This window comes from Mesorhizobium sp. B2-3-4 (genome assembly GCF_006442315.1).
Taxonomy (GTDB): domain Bacteria; phylum Pseudomonadota; class Alphaproteobacteria; order Rhizobiales; family Rhizobiaceae; genus Mesorhizobium.
The window spans coordinates 22,341-38,077 of record NZ_VFVY01000031.1 but is presented as its reverse complement, the minus strand read 5'-3'; the positions used below and the strand labels follow the sequence as shown (position 1 = coordinate 38,077).

General features: G+C 64.1%; 15 protein-coding genes and 1 pseudogene. 8 read left to right on the top strand and 8 right to left on the bottom strand.

The window, feature by feature from the left end:
• Nucleotides 1–94: 94 nt before the first annotated feature.
• Entirely contained in the window at nucleotides 95–1,312 is a 1,218-nt protein-coding gene (carA, locus tag FJ967_RS31495) for a glutamine-hydrolyzing carbamoyl-phosphate synthase small subunit (protein ID WP_140736215.1), read from the top strand.
• Between the two features lie 18 nt (nucleotides 1,313–1,330).
• Here the strand turns inward: carA and FJ967_RS31490 are convergent, their stop codons facing one another.
• From FJ967_RS31490 to FJ967_RS31475, 4 genes are all read right to left on the bottom strand, one after another.
• Nucleotides 1,331–2,074, bottom strand: coding sequence for a DUF899 family protein (locus FJ967_RS31490; protein WP_140736214.1), 744 nt, complete (start codon nucleotides 2,072–2,074; stop codon nucleotides 1,331–1,333).
• Nucleotides 2,075–2,264: 190 nt separating this feature from the next.
• Complete coding sequence (locus FJ967_RS31485) at nucleotides 2,265–3,188, bottom strand: aldo/keto reductase family oxidoreductase (RefSeq protein WP_140736213.1); 924 nt, start codon at nucleotides 3,186–3,188, stop codon at nucleotides 2,265–2,267.
• Complete coding sequence (locus FJ967_RS31480; RefSeq protein WP_140736212.1) at nucleotides 3,185–4,450, bottom strand: TCR/Tet family MFS transporter; 1,266 nt, start codon at nucleotides 4,448–4,450, stop codon at nucleotides 3,185–3,187. The genes FJ967_RS31485 and FJ967_RS31480 overlap by 4 nt, the downstream gene beginning before the upstream one ends.
• A 189-nt stretch (nucleotides 4,451–4,639) precedes the next feature.
• Entirely contained in the window at nucleotides 4,640–5,560 is a 921-nt protein-coding gene (locus FJ967_RS31475) for a neutral zinc metallopeptidase (protein ID WP_140736211.1), read from the bottom strand.
• Nucleotides 5,561–5,753: 193 nt separating this feature from the next.
• Here FJ967_RS31475 and FJ967_RS31470 point away from each other — a divergent pair, with 193 nt between their 5' ends.
• Nucleotides 5,754–7,820 (top strand): hypothetical protein, encoded by a 2,067-nt coding sequence (locus FJ967_RS31470; RefSeq protein WP_246675455.1) that lies wholly within the window; start codon nucleotides 5,754–5,756, stop codon nucleotides 7,818–7,820.
• 106 nt (nucleotides 7,821–7,926) lie between these two features.
• The gene (locus FJ967_RS31465; RefSeq protein ID WP_140736209.1) at nucleotides 7,927–8,820 is read left to right on the top strand and encodes a polysaccharide deacetylase family protein; all 894 of its coding nucleotides are present in this window, start codon (nucleotides 7,927–7,929) and stop codon (nucleotides 8,818–8,820) included.
• 16 nt (nucleotides 8,821–8,836) lie between these two features.
• On the opposite strand, the gene FJ967_RS31460 is transcribed toward FJ967_RS31465, so the two are convergent.
• Together FJ967_RS31460 and mntR are read right to left on the bottom strand one after the other, a co-directional pair.
• Nucleotides 8,837–9,025 (bottom strand): hypothetical protein, encoded by a 189-nt coding sequence (locus tag FJ967_RS31460; protein WP_140736208.1) that lies wholly within the window; start codon nucleotides 9,023–9,025, stop codon nucleotides 8,837–8,839.
• 101 nt (nucleotides 9,026–9,126) lie between these two features.
• A complete protein-coding gene (gene mntR, locus FJ967_RS31455) occupies nucleotides 9,127–9,576 on the bottom strand; it encodes a manganese-binding transcriptional regulator MntR (protein ID WP_140736207.1) in 450 nt (149 codons plus the stop codon).
• 223 nt (nucleotides 9,577–9,799) lie between these two features.
• Between mntR and FJ967_RS31450 the strand changes: the two genes are divergently transcribed.
• The 3 genes from FJ967_RS31450 (at nucleotide 9,800) to FJ967_RS31440 (ending at nucleotide 12,827) form a co-directional block, all read left to right on the top strand.
• Nucleotides 9,800–11,164, top strand: a complete 1,365-nt coding sequence (locus FJ967_RS31450) for an Nramp family divalent metal transporter (RefSeq protein WP_140736206.1) — start codon at nucleotides 9,800–9,802, stop codon at nucleotides 11,162–11,164.
• Between the two features lie 53 nt (nucleotides 11,165–11,217).
• Nucleotides 11,218–12,060 (top strand): protein-L-isoaspartate O-methyltransferase, encoded by an 843-nt coding sequence (locus FJ967_RS31445; protein ID WP_181176214.1) that lies wholly within the window; start codon nucleotides 11,218–11,220, stop codon nucleotides 12,058–12,060.
• A 116-nt stretch (nucleotides 12,061–12,176) separates the two neighbouring features.
• Nucleotides 12,177–12,827 carry a dihydrofolate reductase family protein gene (locus FJ967_RS31440; protein ID WP_140736205.1) on the top strand — a complete coding sequence of 217 codons (651 nt, stop codon included), beginning with the start codon at nucleotides 12,177–12,179 and terminating at the stop codon, nucleotides 12,825–12,827.
• 39 nt (nucleotides 12,828–12,866) lie between these two features.
• On the opposite strand, the gene FJ967_RS31435 is transcribed toward FJ967_RS31440, so the two are convergent.
• Entirely contained in the window at nucleotides 12,867–13,535 is a 669-nt protein-coding gene (locus FJ967_RS31435; RefSeq protein WP_140736204.1) for a TetR/AcrR family transcriptional regulator, read from the bottom strand.
• An 88-nt stretch (nucleotides 13,536–13,623) separates the two neighbouring features.
• Here FJ967_RS31435 and FJ967_RS31430 point away from each other — a divergent pair, with 88 nt between their 5' ends.
• Together FJ967_RS31430 and FJ967_RS31425 are read left to right on the top strand one after the other, a co-directional pair.
• Entirely contained in the window at nucleotides 13,624–14,769 is a 1,146-nt protein-coding gene (locus tag FJ967_RS31430) for an FAD-dependent monooxygenase (protein ID WP_140736203.1), read from the top strand.
• Nucleotides 14,770–14,789: 20 nt separating this feature from the next.
• Nucleotides 14,790–14,906, top strand: a pseudogene (locus tag FJ967_RS31425) (LysE family translocator); the annotation flags it as partial.
• Between the two features lie 23 nt (nucleotides 14,907–14,929).
• Here FJ967_RS31425 and FJ967_RS31420 read toward each other — a convergent pair.
• Entirely contained in the window at nucleotides 14,930–15,724 is a 795-nt protein-coding gene (locus FJ967_RS31420) for an SDR family oxidoreductase (protein WP_140736202.1), read from the bottom strand.
• Nucleotides 15,725–15,737 lie beyond the last annotated feature (13 nt).

Sequence of the window (15,737 nt, the reverse complement as noted above, 5' to 3'; positions counted from 1 at the left end):
TGCGTGGAGGCAGCGAATTCGCCGCTTCGCGCCGTTTGCCGCGCGGATAGCCCATCGGGCTCATGGAAGCGCGCGGCCTGATAGGAGTGCCGCCATGGCCGAGATGACGCCCGCGTCGACCCCCGCTTGGGCAACCGAAAAGCCGACCGCCCTTCTGGTGCTGGCCGACGGCACCGTCATCGAGGGTCGCGGCCTCGGCGCCACGGGTTCCGCCGTCGCCGAAGTCTGCTTCAACACCGCGCTCACCGGTTACCAGGAAATCCTCACCGACCCCTCCTATGCCGGCCAGATCGTCACCTTCACCTTCCCGCATATCGGCAATATCGGCACCAATGGCGAGGACATCGAGGATCTCAACCCCGCCGCCCGCGCCGGCGCCGTCGGCGCGGTGTTCAAGGCCGATGTCACCAACCCGTCCAATTACCGGGCCGCCGGCGATCTCGACCAGTGGCTGAAGAAGCGCGGCATTGTCGCGCTCTCGGGCATCGATACCCGCGCGCTGACCGCGTTGATCCGCGAAAAGGGCATGCCCAACGCCGTCATCGCGCATGCGCCCGACGGCGTCTTCGACCTTGCCGACCTGAAGAGCCGCGCCGCCGCCTGGTCGGGCCTGATCGGGCTCGACCTCGCCAAGGAAGTCACCTCGGGCCAGTCCTCGGTCTGGCGCGAGACGCCGTGGGTGTGGAATGAGGGTTTTGGCGAACAGGCCGATCCCTCCTTGCACGTCGTGGCGATCGACTATGGCGTCAAGCGCAACATCTTGCGGCTGCTCGCCGGTCTCGGCGCCAAGGTCACGGTGGTTCCGGCCAAGACCGGTGCGGAGGAAATCCTGGCCATGCAGCCCGACGGCATCTTCCTCTCCAACGGCCCCGGCGATCCCGAAGCGACCGGCGACTATGCCGTGCCGGTGATCCAGGATCTGCTCAAAACCGATATTCCGGTGTTTGGCATCTGCCTTGGCCACCAGATGCTGGCCCTGGCACTGGGCGGCAGGACCGCCAAGATGCACCAGGGCCATCATGGCGCCAACCATCCGGTCAAGGATCATACGACCGGCAAGGTCGAGATCGTCTCGATGAACCACGGCTTTGCCGTCGACGCCGACTCGCTGCCCGAGGGCGTCGAGGAAACCCATGTCTCGCTGTTCGACGGCTCGAATTGCGGCATCGCGCTCACCGGCCGTCCGGTGTTCTCGGTCCAGCATCACCCAGAAGCCTCGCCGGGCCCGCAGGATTCGCACTATCTGTTCCGCCGCTTCGTCAACCTGATCCGGCAGAAGCGCGGCGAGGAATTGCTGGCCGAACGCGCCTGAACGGTTCAGGCTTCAGCCTCAGCCGCCCGACAGATCGTCCGCGAAGCCGGCTTCCAGCCGCTCCCATTGGGCGATCGGCCGGCCGCCCTTGCGCATCCGAGCCTTCCCGTTGCCCCAGGGCTGCGGCCAGCCTTCGGGCGAATCCTCCCACTCCTCCTGCCGTCCATAAACGGTCAGATCGAGCAGGTGATAATTGTTGTCCATCACCTCGACCCCGCGCGACGTCGTCCAGTAGGTTTCGAACACCGCGTTTGCCTTGCGGACATAGCAGATGATGTGCATGCGGTTGTGTTGGCGCCCGACAAGCAGCGTGTCGAGCGACTTTTCCGCCGAATACCAGGGCATGTCCCATCCCATGAAATCACGGTAGCGGATGCTGGGCTCATAAGGCCCCTGGCAGAAGGTGGCGTAGGTGACGTCGCGCGAATGCATGTAGACGCGCTCGCGCACCTGCGAGGTAAACAGCGTGCAGCCCTCGCATTGCTGCGGCGCCGGCATATTCCTGTGCCACATGAAATAGTAGGCGATCAGCAAGGAACGTCCCTCGAACGCATCGAGCAACTTGAGTTCGCCCTTCGGCCCGATGATCGGCGTCCTGGCGTTGACCTCCACCATGGGCAGGCGGCGACGGGCGGCGGCGATGGCATCGGCCTCCCTTGTGTGGGCCTTCTCGCGTTCCCGCAGCGCGGCGAGTTGGGCCTCGAACGCGGCACGGTCGACGGATGGCGGCATGGCCGCTCCGCTGCTGGACAGATCGCTCATTTCGCTTCTCCCTGGCTTGCTTCGCAGGCCCGTCCAGCGGCATGCCGGTGAACGGGCGCGCGGGTTGGCTTGCAAGGTCTAAGCTAGGGCAATGAGTGAGAATGGTCAGAGTTACAAATGCGGCGCGATTGGATCGCCGTCACGCGCGGCGTCCTTGAAGCCGTCAGCCGCATCGAAATGGATCGGTGTCTTAAGCCACCGGCCGGCCTTCGCTCGCCTCCAGGATGGCGAACCATTGCTGGCGGTCGAGGCTGATCTCCAGCGCCTTGGCCATCGCCGCCAGCCGTTCCGGCTTCATCGACCCCAGAACCGGCACCAGCCGGGCCGGATGGCGCAACAGCCAGGCAATGGCGACGGTGGCGAGATCGCCGGCACCGGTCTCGGCCGCGACGGTCGCCAATGCGGCGCGCACGCGCGCCTCGCGCTGCTCCTTGCCGGTGAACAGCGCCCCGCCGCCGAGCGGCGACCAGACCATCGGCGCGTAGCCAAGCCGCTGCGCATGGTCGAGGCTGCCATCGGTCAGCGCGGATGTCCTGAGCACCGACATCTCGATCTGGTTGGTGGCAAGCGCAAACGGCAGCCGCGACGCCAGCAGGTCGAACTGCGAGGGCGTGAAATTGGACACGCCGACCGCCCTCACCTTGCCTGACTTGACCAGCCCGGCCAGTGCCGCCGCCGTCTCGTCGGCATCCATCAGCGGGTCGGGCCGGTGCAGCAGCAACAGGTCGAGATAGTCGGTGCGCAGGTTGGCGAGAGATCGGTCGACCGAGGCGGCTATGTGAGCGGCACTGGTGTCATAGTGCTTCAGCCGGTTTTGCGGCCGGTTGGCCGATGCCAGCATGATATCGCATTTCGAGATCAGTTCGATGCCGTCACGCTTTCCCTTCCAGCGCGCCAGCCCGGCGCCGAAGGCAGCCTCCACCTCGTAATTCCCGTAGATATCGGCATGATCGAAACTGGTCAGGCCGAGATCGACGGCGCTGCCGATCAGCCGCGCGACCTGGTCGGCGTCGGGGCGGACGCCGCCACTATCGAGCAGGCGCCAGGCGCCGAAGACCAGGCGCGACAGCGACACGCCGTCCCGGGTCAGCGCGATGCGGTGGTCGCGGCTCATGCCTTTGCTCCGTCCTCGGCCATGCCGGACGAGGGACTGCCGAGTGGCGACGGCCTTGCCACTTTGGTGACGAAGACGATCAGCGCCAGCACCAGGAAGCAGGCGCCGACCAGATAGGGCGCGCCGCCGAAGGTCACCGGCGCGCTCGGCCCGGTGAACCAGGAAAAGATCGCGGTGTAGAGCAGCGGCGTGATGATCGAGGTGATCGAGAAGATCGAGGTCATCGCGCCCTGCAATTCGCCTTGCGCCGAAGGCGGCACCTTGGCGGCGGCGAGGCTTCTCAGCGGCGGATCGGCCAGCGCTTCCAGGCACCCGACGACGATCACCGCATAGACCATCCAGCCTTGCGAGGCGAAGGCATAGCCGAACGCGCTGGCGGCGGTGAAGGTCAGGCCGATGACCGCCGTTCTCCATTCGCCGAGCCTGGGGATGACGCGCGGCAGCACCGTGCCCATGATGATGGCCCCGCACAGGCCGAAGGCGCCGAGCGAGAAGCCGATCTGCTGTTCGCTCCAGCCATAGCGGTAGTTGGAGACGAACGACCAGACGGCCGGGTACATCATGTGGCCAAGCGTCATCAGGAAGAAGACGAGCCCGATCCAGCCGATGCCCTGATACTGACGCATCTGCAGCAGCGTGCCGACCGGATTGGCGCGCTTCCACTCGAAGCGGCGGCGGTGCTTCTCATCGAGCGTTTCGGGCAGGAAGAACATCGCGATGAGGAAGTTCACGAAGGCGAGCCCGGCGGCGAAAAAGAACGGCACGCGCGGTCCGAACGTGCCGAGCAGGCCGCCCAGCACCGGCCCGATGACGAAGCCGACGCCGAAGGCGATGCCGAGCAGGCCGAAATTCTTCGCCCGGTTCTCGTCATTCGAGATGTCCGCGATGAAGGCCGACGTCGTCGAATAGCTGGCGCCCGAAATGCCGGCCAGCACGCGCCCGATGAACAGCATCGGATAGGACCAGGCGATGGCGCAGATGAGGTTGTCGATGGAGAAGGTCAGCACCGAGGCCAGCAGGATCGGCCGCCGCCCGAACCGGTCGCTCAAGCCGCCCATGATGGGGGCGAAAAAGAACTGCATGGCCGCATAGACGAAGAACAGCCAGCCGCCCTCGATCGCCGCTTCCGAGATGCCGACGCCGGTCAATTCCCTGAGAAAGGCCGGCAGCACCGGCATGATCATGCCGAAGCCGATAATGTCGAGCAGCAGCGTGGTGAAAACGAGCGCAAGGCCCCGCTTGGCGGTCTTGGGGTCGATCATGATGGGTCAAGCTCCTCCAGCCGCCCTGAGGGCAGGCGGACGCACCTTATAGGCGAGCTCGCAAAAAGGAACAATGCAGGAACAGCAGGGATGCTTTGATCCTGACACTCCCTGACGACGTCTTCGCCGTCAGCTCCGTTGCGGGAAACGCGGGCCGAGACTGTTTTTAAATTCGTCCAGACAGTCTCGTCAGATCGGCCCGCTCAGCGTGTTGCAATCCGAAAGCTTGCCGCTCTTGTAGCCGCGTGCCAGCCAGGTCTGGCGTTGCTGCGAGGTGCCGTGGTTGAAGCTTTCCGGCACGACATAGCCCTGCATCTTCTTCTGCAGCGTGTCGTCGCCGATCTGCTTTGCGGCGTTCAGCGCGCTTTCGATGTCGCCCTGCTCCAATATGCCCTTCTGCGCCGTGTAGTGCGCCCAGACACCGGCGAAGCAGTCGGCCTGAAGCTCGATGCGTACCGACATCTGGTTGGCCTCGACCTCGCTCATGCCTTGCCGCATCTGGTTGAACTTGCCCATGATGCCGGTGAGGTTCTGCACGTGGTGGCCGACCTCATGGGCGATGACATAGGCGCGGGCAAACTCGCCCGAAGCGCCGAACTGCTGGTCGAGCTGCTGGAAGAAGGTCATGTCGAGATAGACCTTGTGATCACCAGGACAATAGAATGGTCCGGCGGCCGCCGAGGCAAAGCCGCAGGCGGAGCGAACCTGGCCGGAAAACAGCACCAGCTTGGGGTCCTCATAGGTGAGGCCTTGCGACTTGAAGATGCCGGTCCAGGTGTCTTCCGTCTCGGCGAGCACGGTCGCCACGAACTGCTTCATCTCGTCATTGGCCGGCGTTGCGCCACTGTCCTGACCGCCGCTGTTGTCGGTGATCTGGCCACCGCCGCCCGGCAGCAGGCCGCCGTCGCCGCCGCCCAGGATCGCTGAGGGATCGAAGCCGAAATACCAGCCGGCCAGCACCACCAGGATGACGAGGAAGATGCTGCCGCCACCGCCGGTACGGCCACCGATGGGAAGCCTGAACTGACCGCCGCCACCGATGCCACCGCCGCCGCCATCGCTGCGGTCGTCCTCGATATTGTCACTCTGACGACGGCCTCTCCAGAGCATGGCAACTCCTCGCGCTCCCAAACTTCCCTATTGTTCCGGCGGGCCGGCCCAATCAAACAAACAATTATCGCAATGGTTGCGCCAAGTCACAGCATTTTTCGCAGGCACGCCGGCTCTGGCAAGGCCGTTTCAGCGCACTGGCCGCGAGCGCGCAAGGCCTGTAGCATCGCCGGCGATGGAGGGGGTTCGAGGCTTGAGGACGATTGCGGATTTCCTGTCGCTGCTGGCCGCGTTGCTGTGGCTTGGGCTGGCAGACGCCGGCGCGGTGACACTCGATTCCAGCGTCGCCGTCACCGATCCCGCCACCTTGCAGGCGCTGGAGCGCGGCGGGCTGTCGATCAGCCGCCTGCTCGGCCCCGCACTCGGCCTCACCCGCGACGTCGACAATCGCGGCCTGTTTTCGGTGCCGGCGCTGGCCAGCGTGCGCGACACCGTCAAGCGCGAGATATCGGACGAGCCGAAGACCAGCCCCGACCCCTATGTCGCGGCCATGGCCAGAACGAACGACACCAGCCAGAAATTCAACCCGAAATACATCGACGATGACGGCTCGACGCTCGACCTGACCGGCGTCGTCAACCGCATGGACCGGGGCTATCTCGGCCACACCGAATGCGGCGAGATCAGGCTGATCTACCGCTTCCACTACTCGGTCGAGGAAATGCCGGCCAAGGGCAAAGCGGCTCAGCGCATTTCCTCGCGCCTGCCGCTGACCATGAGCCTGGTCTTCAACGCCAAGCCCGGGAAGGCACAGGCTCGCGGCTCGAAAGACCTGCCCAGCGCCACCGATGCCTCCTGCGCCGAAATCGCCGAGCGCTGGCTGGCCGCCGGCAAACAAGACCTGCCTCCCGAGCAATTGGCCGCCTGGCTGCGTTCCGACCAAGGTCCGCTCTCGGGCGCCATGCTCAATTCCTCGCAGATCATGCGGCTCGAACTCAACATGCAGGTACTCAGGCTGTCGGCCTCGACGCGGCGCGATTTCGGCGGCCATGCCGAATACCTCCTGAAGATCTTCAAATGGGATCCGGCGACGTCGAGCTTTTATGAAGCCAGGATGGAGAACCAGGTCGACCGCGCCATCGTGCAGGCCGACAAGCCCGCCTTCGCCCGGTGGCTGCTCACCGACCGCAACATCTACGATCTCGACCACGGCCGGCTGGTCATCGACGAGCGGTTCTTGGACAAAAGCGCCGTCTCCGTCGCGCCCGGCGGCCTCAGCCGCTCGCAGAACAACATCGCCTACGGGCTGCTCGACGACGCCGACATCGACAAGGCGCTGAAGGACTATGTCGCCAGGGGCAACACGCTCGCCACCATCAAGTCAGTCGCCGGCTTCAACCTGCGCCTCAACGAGATGAGCTGCACCGGCTGCCACCAGACGCATGGCATTGCCGGCTTCCACTACACCGGCGCCGATCCGGCGAGCGAGCCGCGCCGCAACGCCGTCTTCGTGCCGGGCTCGGCCGTCTTCTTCGCCGACCTGCCGCGCCGCCGCGCCATCGTCGAGGAGTTCGCCGCCGGCGGTCATCCCGATTTCACCAGGGGCTTCGCCGCCCGCCCGGATGCCAGATACGCCGAAGCGCTGAAAGGCACCGACCTTTACAATGGCTGGGGCTCGATCTGCTATCGCGGTGAGGATGAGAGCTTCAAGGACTGGACCTGCGGCGCCGGCCTGCGCTGCGCCGGCGTCCATGAGAGCGCCATCCATCCCGGCTTCGGCACCTGCGTCAGCGAGAAAGGCACCGCAGTCGGCGACCCCGTCGAGTTCGGCGAGATCAAAATGTCGGCATGGGGCAAGGACCAGTATTGCCGCCTGTCGCCGGCCACCGCCAAGGCTTGCGCCATCGATCCGGCGCGCGACAAGAAGCCTGTGGTCAAGCTCGCCGGCTATGGCGCGGCGCGCCAGCGCTATGACAATCCCGAACAGAAGACCGGCGGTTTTCCGGGCGGCATGCTGCGCAAGGCCACCTGCGACAAGCTTCCCGACGAAGCGACCTGCGGTCGCCTCGCCAAGACCGGTTTCAACGACTGCATCGCGTCGGGCAAGGATCACAAATTCTGCACCCGGGAATTCACCAAGACCGCCGGCCTGCGCGCCTGCGACAAGGCGCATCCCTGCCGCGAGGACTATATCTGCACCGCCGGCTATGACGACCTGCCCCAGGCCAAGCCAGGGGAAGGGACCTGCATCCCGCCCTATTTCATCTTCCAGTTCCGCGTCGACGGCCACCCCCGAAGCTGGAAGCAGGACACCGAATGACATCGGACCATGCGGGGTCACAGGTCCTCCATTGAGCCTCGAAAGTAAAGCTTCATTAACCATATCAGCACTAAAAGCGTAGGCGATTCAAAGGGATCTCTCCGCCATGGCTTTCGTGTCCGGGCGCCGTCTGGCGCAGCTGTTGGGTATTGTCGCGTTGGGAGCCTTGGCCGCGGGCTGCACGACGACAAAGCCGACGACGGACGCCAAGGGGGCCAAGCTCGGCTATGCGGCGGAACCGAAGGAAACCGGCACGACCGGCTTCTTCTCCTCGCATTCCTTCAGCGGGCTCGCCGGCCGCAGCGTCACCGTCAACAGCATCGCCGACTTGAGACTGCGCAACCATGAGGTCGTGCTGACGTTCGACGACGGCCCGATGCCTGGCCGCACCGAAAACATCCTGAAAGTACTCGACAATGCCGGCGTCAAGGCGACCTTCATGATAGTCGGCCAGATGGCCCGCTCCTACCCTGCCCTGGTGCGCGAGGTCGCCGCGCACGGCCACACGATCGGCACTCATACGCAGAGCCATGCCAATCTCGCGCATATGAGTGCTGCGGGCGCGCAGGCGCAGATCGACGGCGGCATCAAAAGCGTCTCGGCCGCGCTGGTGCCGTCCATGCACGGCGTCGCGCCCTTCTTCCGCTTCCCCTATCTCGCCTCGACCGCGACGTTGCGGCGGGAACTCGCCGCGCGCGGCATCGTTGTCATCGACGCCGACATCGATTCCAAGGACTACTTCCCGTCGAGCCCGGACCAGGTGCGCAAGCGCACCATGGCCCGCATCGAGCAGCGCGGCTCGGGCATCATCCTGATGCACGACATCCACCCGCGCACCGCACAGATGCTGCCGCAACTGCTCGCCGACCTCAAAGCCAAGGGCTACAAGGTCGTGCGGCTCGTGCCCGGCCACCGCAGCCGTGAGCTGCTGGTGTCATCGCTGACGACAGGCACGGTGACGACGCCCGAGCAGACGGCACTGGCCTACAGCAACCGCTAGGCCCGACGGGCGACGCCTAGCCTTTCTGCTTGGCGCCCGCACTCTTGCCGTCGGAGCTTTTCGAACGCTCCTCGAAACGGGCAGCGCCCTTCTTCAGCGGATGCCCGGTCTCGGCTTCGGTCTTGCGCTCGTCCCGGGCGGCCGCCTGTTTCAATCCCTTGGCTGCCTGCTTGCCTTTTGCGGTTGGTGCCTGTTCGACGCCCATTGCTTGCTCCCTTGATGCGCGGCAATCGCGCGATGGGAAGCAACGTGCATGATATCAGGCGGTTCCGGCGGCCGGCCTGTTCGAAGCCTGCAAGACGCTGTTCAGCGCGCCGTCATCGCCTTGCGGAACGCGTCCAGCGTCTCGGCGCTGACATGGTGCTCGATGCCCTCCGCGTCGATGCGCGCCGTCTCGGCGCTGACGCCGAGCGAGCGCAGGAACGCTTCCACCGTCTGGTGGCGGACGCGGCTTTCCTCCGCGACCTTGCGGCCGGCCTCGGTCAGGAACACGCCGCGATAGGGTTTTCGCGATACCAGCCCGTCTGAGCACAGACGCGTCAGCATCTTGGCCACCGTCGGCTGGGCGACGCCGAGACGTGCGGCGATGTCGACCTGGCGCGCCTCGTTGCCGTCCTCGATCAAATCGGCGATCAGCTCGACATAATCCTCGACCAGCGCGCTGCGGCGCGCCTGGCGCTGCTGCCGGAACCCTTCCGAATGGACATCGGCATCAAGCAGCGGTTCACGCGGGACCGGTCTGTTCTTCAGCGCCAATGCGCACACCTCCTCGCGAGTTTGGCCGTCACTGCTTTTTATAGCACGGGCTCTGATTCTTCAGGCCGTTTATTTGCATTCCGCGAGAGGCGCAACCGACGTCTCCGGCCATGCACGCTTTCGCCGCCAGCAAAAAGCACCGACAATGAAATATAGCCTATTGCATAATGTTGAGCCATGGCGTAGCTTATGATCATCCTCGGAAGTCTCGGAAAGCCTTTCCATGTCAGAAGCCGAAGCTACAGCCCCTCGATCCTCATGGCGGTTCGCCAGGAGGGACGAGGACGACCAGCCCAGCCTGCGCGAAGTCAATTCCACCATCGCGGTGCCGACCTCGGGCGTCTGGTTCCGCCGGCTGTTCGCCTTCATGGGTCCGGGCTACATGGTCTCGGTCGGCTATATGGACCCGGGCAACTGGGCGACCGACCTCGCCGGCGGCGCCCAGTTCGGCTACACGCTGCTTTTCATCATCATGCTGTCGAACCTGATGGCGATCCTTTTGCAGGCGCTGGCCGCCCGGCTCGGCATCGCCACCGGCCGCGATCTCGCCCAGGCCTGCCGCGCCTATTATCCGCGCCCGGTCAATTTCGTGCTGTGGCTCGCCTGCGAACTCGCCATCATCGCCTGTGATCTCGCCGAGGTGATCGGCACGGCGATCGCGCTGCAGCTCCTGTTCGGCATTCCGCTGATCGGCGGCGCCATGCTCACCGCACTCGACGCTTTCCTCGTGCTGCTCCTGATGAACAAGGGGTTCCGCTATCTCGAAGCCTTCGTCATCGCGCTTTTGATCATCATCTTCAGCTGCTTTGCCATCCAGATCTTCGTTGCCGCCCCGCCGGCAGGCACGATCCTGCATTCGATGTTCGTGCCGTCCTCCGAAATCGTCACCAACCCGGCGATGCTCTACATCGCCATCGGCATCATCGGCGCCACGGTCATGCCGCATAATCTCTACCTGCATTCCTCGATCGTGCAGACCCGCGCCTATGAGCGCACCGACGCGGGAAAACGCGATGCCATCAAATGGGCGACGACGGACTCCACCATCGCCCTGATGCTGGCGCTGTTCGTCAACGCCGCCATCCTGATCGTCGCGGCCGTCGCCTTCCACGACACCGGTCACCAGGACGTCGCCGAGATCGACCAGGCCTTCAAGCTCCTGTCGCCGCTGCTGGGCTTGAGCATCGCCTCGATCCTGTTTGCCGTGGCGCTGCTCGCCTCCGGCCTGAACTCGACGGTGACGGCGACGCTTGCCGGCCAGATCGTCATGGAAGGTTTCCTGCGGCTGCGCATCCCCAACTGGGCACGGCGGCTGCTGACGCGGGGCCTCGCCATCATCCCCGTGGTGGTCGTCACCGCCCTCTATGGCGAGAAGGGCACCGGCCAATTGCTGGTGTTCAGCCAGGTGGTGTTGTCCATGCAACTGCCCTTCGCGGTCATCCCGCTGGTGCAATTCGTGTCCGACAAGAAGAAGATGGGCAATCTCGCCATCCCGCGCGGCGTTGCGGCATTGGCCTGGGTGGTCGCCGCCATCATTCTGGTGCTCAATTTCAAGCTGCTCTACGACACCATGTTCGGGGTTGGCTGACGTTCCGCTTGATCCGGGACAAACCACCAGATTGCGCTATCTTGCCAGATATCATGAGCAAGATCGAAGATATCAGGACCTTCTACGCGCGGCTGATGGCGGCCAACGCCGCCTCGCCGGACCGGCGCCTGGAAGAGGTGTTCGCCAGCGTGCCGCGCGAAGCCTTCCTCGGTCCGGGACCATGGACGGTCATCGCCGGCAGCGGCAAGATCACGACGCCGAGCGCCGATCCGGCTCACATCTACCAGAACGTGCTGGTGGCGCTGGATGCCGACAAGGGCATCAACAATGGCGAGCCCTTCCTGCATGCCACATGGATCGGCAAGCTCGCACCCGCCCCGGGTGAGGCCGTTACGCATATCGGCGCCGGCACCGGCTATTACACCGCCTTGCTGGCCAGGCTTGTCTCGCCTGGCGGCGCCGTCACCGCCTTCGAGTTCGACGGCAGGCTGGCCGATCTGGCGCGACAAAATCTCGAGGTCTATGGCAATGCGACCGTCGTCCATGGCGATGCCGTAGCCACGCCCCTGCCGCCCTCCGACATCGTCTACGTCAATGCCGGCGTCGTCGCCCCTCCAGCCGGCTGGCTGAAGGCCCTGCGCCCGGGCGGCCGCATGATCTTCCCGTGGCGCCCGTCGGAGCGCGTGCCGCTGGCGATGCTGGTGACGCGCACAGATCGGGGCTTTGCCTGCGATCCCTTCATGCGCTCCTGGTTCATCCCATGCTTCGGCGCCTCGGTCGCGGATCTCGCGGCGAAGATCCCGACCCGGGAGGAAGCCATGCGCAGCCGTTCGATCTGGTTGGTCGAGGACAGGGCGCCGGACCGCACCGCCACCGCCATCTTCGCCGACGTCTGGTTCTCGTCGGAAGATCTCGTTGCCAAACCCGCTACCTGACGCCTCCGCCGGTAGGTTTGGCCAAAATCTTGTCCCCCTGTCGGGAACAGCGCGGGCCGCACGTCCTTTGATTACAGTCCGGCCGCGACGGCGTGGATGGAACAAGGGAGAGTAGAATGAGAAAGATCATCGCCGCGACCTTCGTCAGCCTCGACGGCGTCATGCAGGCGCCGGGCGGGCCGGAAGAGGATCCGGTGGGCGGCTTCGAGTTCGGCGGCTGGACCTTCCATTACTTCGACGAGGTGGCGGGCGCGGCCATGGAGGAAATGTTCTCCAAACCGTTCGACCTGCTGCTTGGCCGCAGAACCTATGACATCTTCGCCGCGTACTGGCCTTATCAGAAAGATCCGATCGCCGATGTCTTCAATCCGGCGACCAAATATGTGGCGACGCACCGGCCGGAAACCCTGGCCTGGGAGAACACGCAGTCGCTTGGATCCGATGTTGTCGCCGCGTTGCGCCGCCTCAAGCATGAGGATGGGCCTGACCTGCTCATCCAGGGCTCGGGCGAACTGATCCAGACCTTGCTCGCCAACGGGCTGATCGACGAAATCCGGCTGATGATCTTTCCGCTGCTGCTGGGCAAGGGCAAGCGGTTGTTCGGGGATGACGCGATGCCCGGCGCCTTCAAGCTCGTCGGGTCGCAGACATCCAGCACCGGCGTCATCATGGCGACCTATGAGCGCGGCGGTGAGATCAAGGTCGGTTCGTTCGCGCAGGAAGAGCCCTCCCAAGCCGAACTCGAGCGGCGCAGGAACTGGAAGTAACGGGACCCGACATCCCCTGGAATTGCGACAAGGAGCGGCTTACGGCTTTCGTGAGCCGCTCTGGGGCAAGCCTGCCTGGACGTAGGGCGTCCCTGCGGTGGCAGCTTCGATACCCCTGGTTCCCTGGTCTACAAGCGCGAGAAAAGTGGATCTCGCCTTCCCGGCATCCTTGCTCTGCCGATAGACCCGATGCGCCTGGATGAAAGCAACGGTCCATGTCGCCAGGACCAGATTGGCCGCCAGATACGCGTCGGGATCGGTTGGTTCTCTGCCCACGCTTTCGGCGAGCGCCACCGCCACCAATTGTGCCGTCTCGTCGCGTATGGCCCTGGCCCGCGCGATGAGGGTCGGGCTTTTCTCGACTGTCTCCACGAAATTCCGGCTTCCTGGAAAGAAGCTTATGTAAACGGGGTCCTCCGTGGCGGCCCGGTGAGCGAGCTGGCGTATCGCTTCGATCGGCGCGACATTTGCGGCGCGCTGGCGCAAGGCGTCGAGAAACTTCTCGCGGCCTTCTTCTTCGCGATCGAAGAACATGTCTTCCTTGCGCGGGAAGTGATTGAACACCGTCATCCGCCCGACGTCGGCGGCCTCCGCGATCTCGTCCACCGTCACATTGTCGAAGCCCCGTTCAATAAACAGCAGCGTGGCCGCGTCGGAAATCGCCTGCCGCGTCACGAGGCGCTTCCGGGTCCGGCGATCAGTCGGCATTGACAAACCAGCAAGGCTCCATAAATGTACTCAGTACAAGTTAAGATTCGATATATAAATATCTTACGTACATGATCGGATGGAGCCTATGAAAACGCAAGCCGATGTTGCCGCGACGGATGCCGTGCCGAACAGGAATGTTCTCATTTCCGGAGCCAGTTTCGCCGGGTTGGCAACTGCATATTGGATGAACAGGCTCGGCTACCGGGTAACGGTTGTCGAGATATCGAAAGGCCTCAAGAAGGGCGGCACACCCGTCAACATCGGGGCCGACGTCATCGGGATCGTCGAGCGCATGGGCCTGCTGGAGCGGATTGAGGCCAACTGTTTGAACATGCGAGGAATGGAGTTCAAAAACGCCGATGATGTCACGCAGGGACAGATCCTTCGCGAGGCCAACAGCGGCGGACCTGACGACGACTGGGAGATCGAGCGCGACACGCTTCTGGATATCATGTTCGATTGTGTGAAGGACGATGTGGAGTTCGTTTTCGACAATGGCATCGAAGCCCTGACTGAAACGGCGCGCGATGTCGCGGTTTCCTTCAGGAATGGCGCCCAGCGTTCATTTGCGTTGATATTCGGCTGTGACGGCAATCACTCCCGTGTGCGAAAACTCCAGTTCGGTGACGAAGCCGCATACACGCATTTTCTCGGGCAGTATTTTTCCATAACGATCGTCGACAAGCTGTTGATCGAGGAAAATACCACGCAAATGTACAATATCCCCGGCAAAGCCGTGATGCTCAACGCCTACAACAACAAGACCGACATCGTTCTGTGCTTTTCCTCCGAAAGCGAGATTCCCTATAATTATCGCGACGAGCGGCAGCAGCGGGAAATCATCGCCGAGCGGTTCGCCGGACAGGGCTGGCGGGTACCGGAGTTGCTGACCGAAGTGGACCAGTCCGGGACATTCTACTTCGACAAGGTATGCCAGATCAAAATGCCGTCATGGACGAAAGGCCGGGTGGCACTCGTCGGCGACGCCGCCTACTGCGCCTCGCCGGCTGCCGGCATGGGCGGATCGCTGGCCATAATCGGCGCGGCCGCGCTGGCCGATGCGTTCGAGAAACATGGCGGAAATTTCGAACGGGCGTTCCAGGAGTACAATCAGGCGTTCCGCCCCTATATCGAAGGCGTGCAGGCGGACGCCGTGGAACACCTGGACATGCTTGTTCCGCAAACCGAAGAAGCCATCCGCGAGAGGAACATGCAGCTTAAATCCTGGTAGTCTGTCCCGGCCCATCTGGCGTCGCGGGCATGATCCTGGCGCGGCTGTTGAAAACCGAGTGGCAATGGCGCGCGCTCAACATCGTGCTGGCGCTCGTCCTCGCCGCCTCGATCATTCCGATGTGGCGGTCGGCCTGACGGCCGGCCGCCATCGTCTAGGCTCACGCCGCGTAGCGCGCCGCCGGCTTGCCGCCGATCAGACTGACATAGAAACTGTCCCTGGCGCCGAGATAGGCATCGAGCTTGGCCGGATCGGCGAGGCCCGGCGCGGTGACGGTCTCACCCTGGGCAAGGCCGGCGAGCGAGGCGTCGACCAGATCGTCAACGGTCATCACCCAATCCTGGTTGAGGGAATCGATGTCTGCGCCCGAAAGCTCCCAGAACTCGGTGCGGATCGGCCCCGGCAGCACAACCTGCGCCCTCACCGCTGTGCCGGCGACTTCCTTCTGCACGGCTTCGGTGAAGTTGACGACATAGGCCTTGGTGCCGCTGTAGATGCCGCCGACGGCGATGCCATAGGCGGCAACCGAGGCGATGTTGACGATGGCGCCACGGTTGCGCGCCAGGAGCCCCGGCAATACGGCGCGCGTCAGCCGGGTCAACGCGATGACATTGACCTTGATCATGCGCTCGACGGCATCGGCATCGGCGGTTGCCACCACCATCTGGCCGCCGAGGCCGGCATTGTTGACCAGCAGCGTCACGCTCCCGTCGGCCGCTATCGCCTTTTCGACACGGCGCACATCGTCGTCGTCGGACAGATCAGCCGCGATCACGCCGACCTTGCGGCCGTAGGCGTAGCGCAGCTTCTCGGCCAGTTCGCCGAGCCGGTCGGCGCGGCGGGCCACCAGCACCAGGTCATAGCCCTGCCCCGCCAGCCGGTCGGCATAAACCGCGCCGATGCCCGAGGACGCGCCTGTTATCACGGCCGTTCCCTTGTTCTCGTTCTTGCTCATTGTCGTGTTCCTT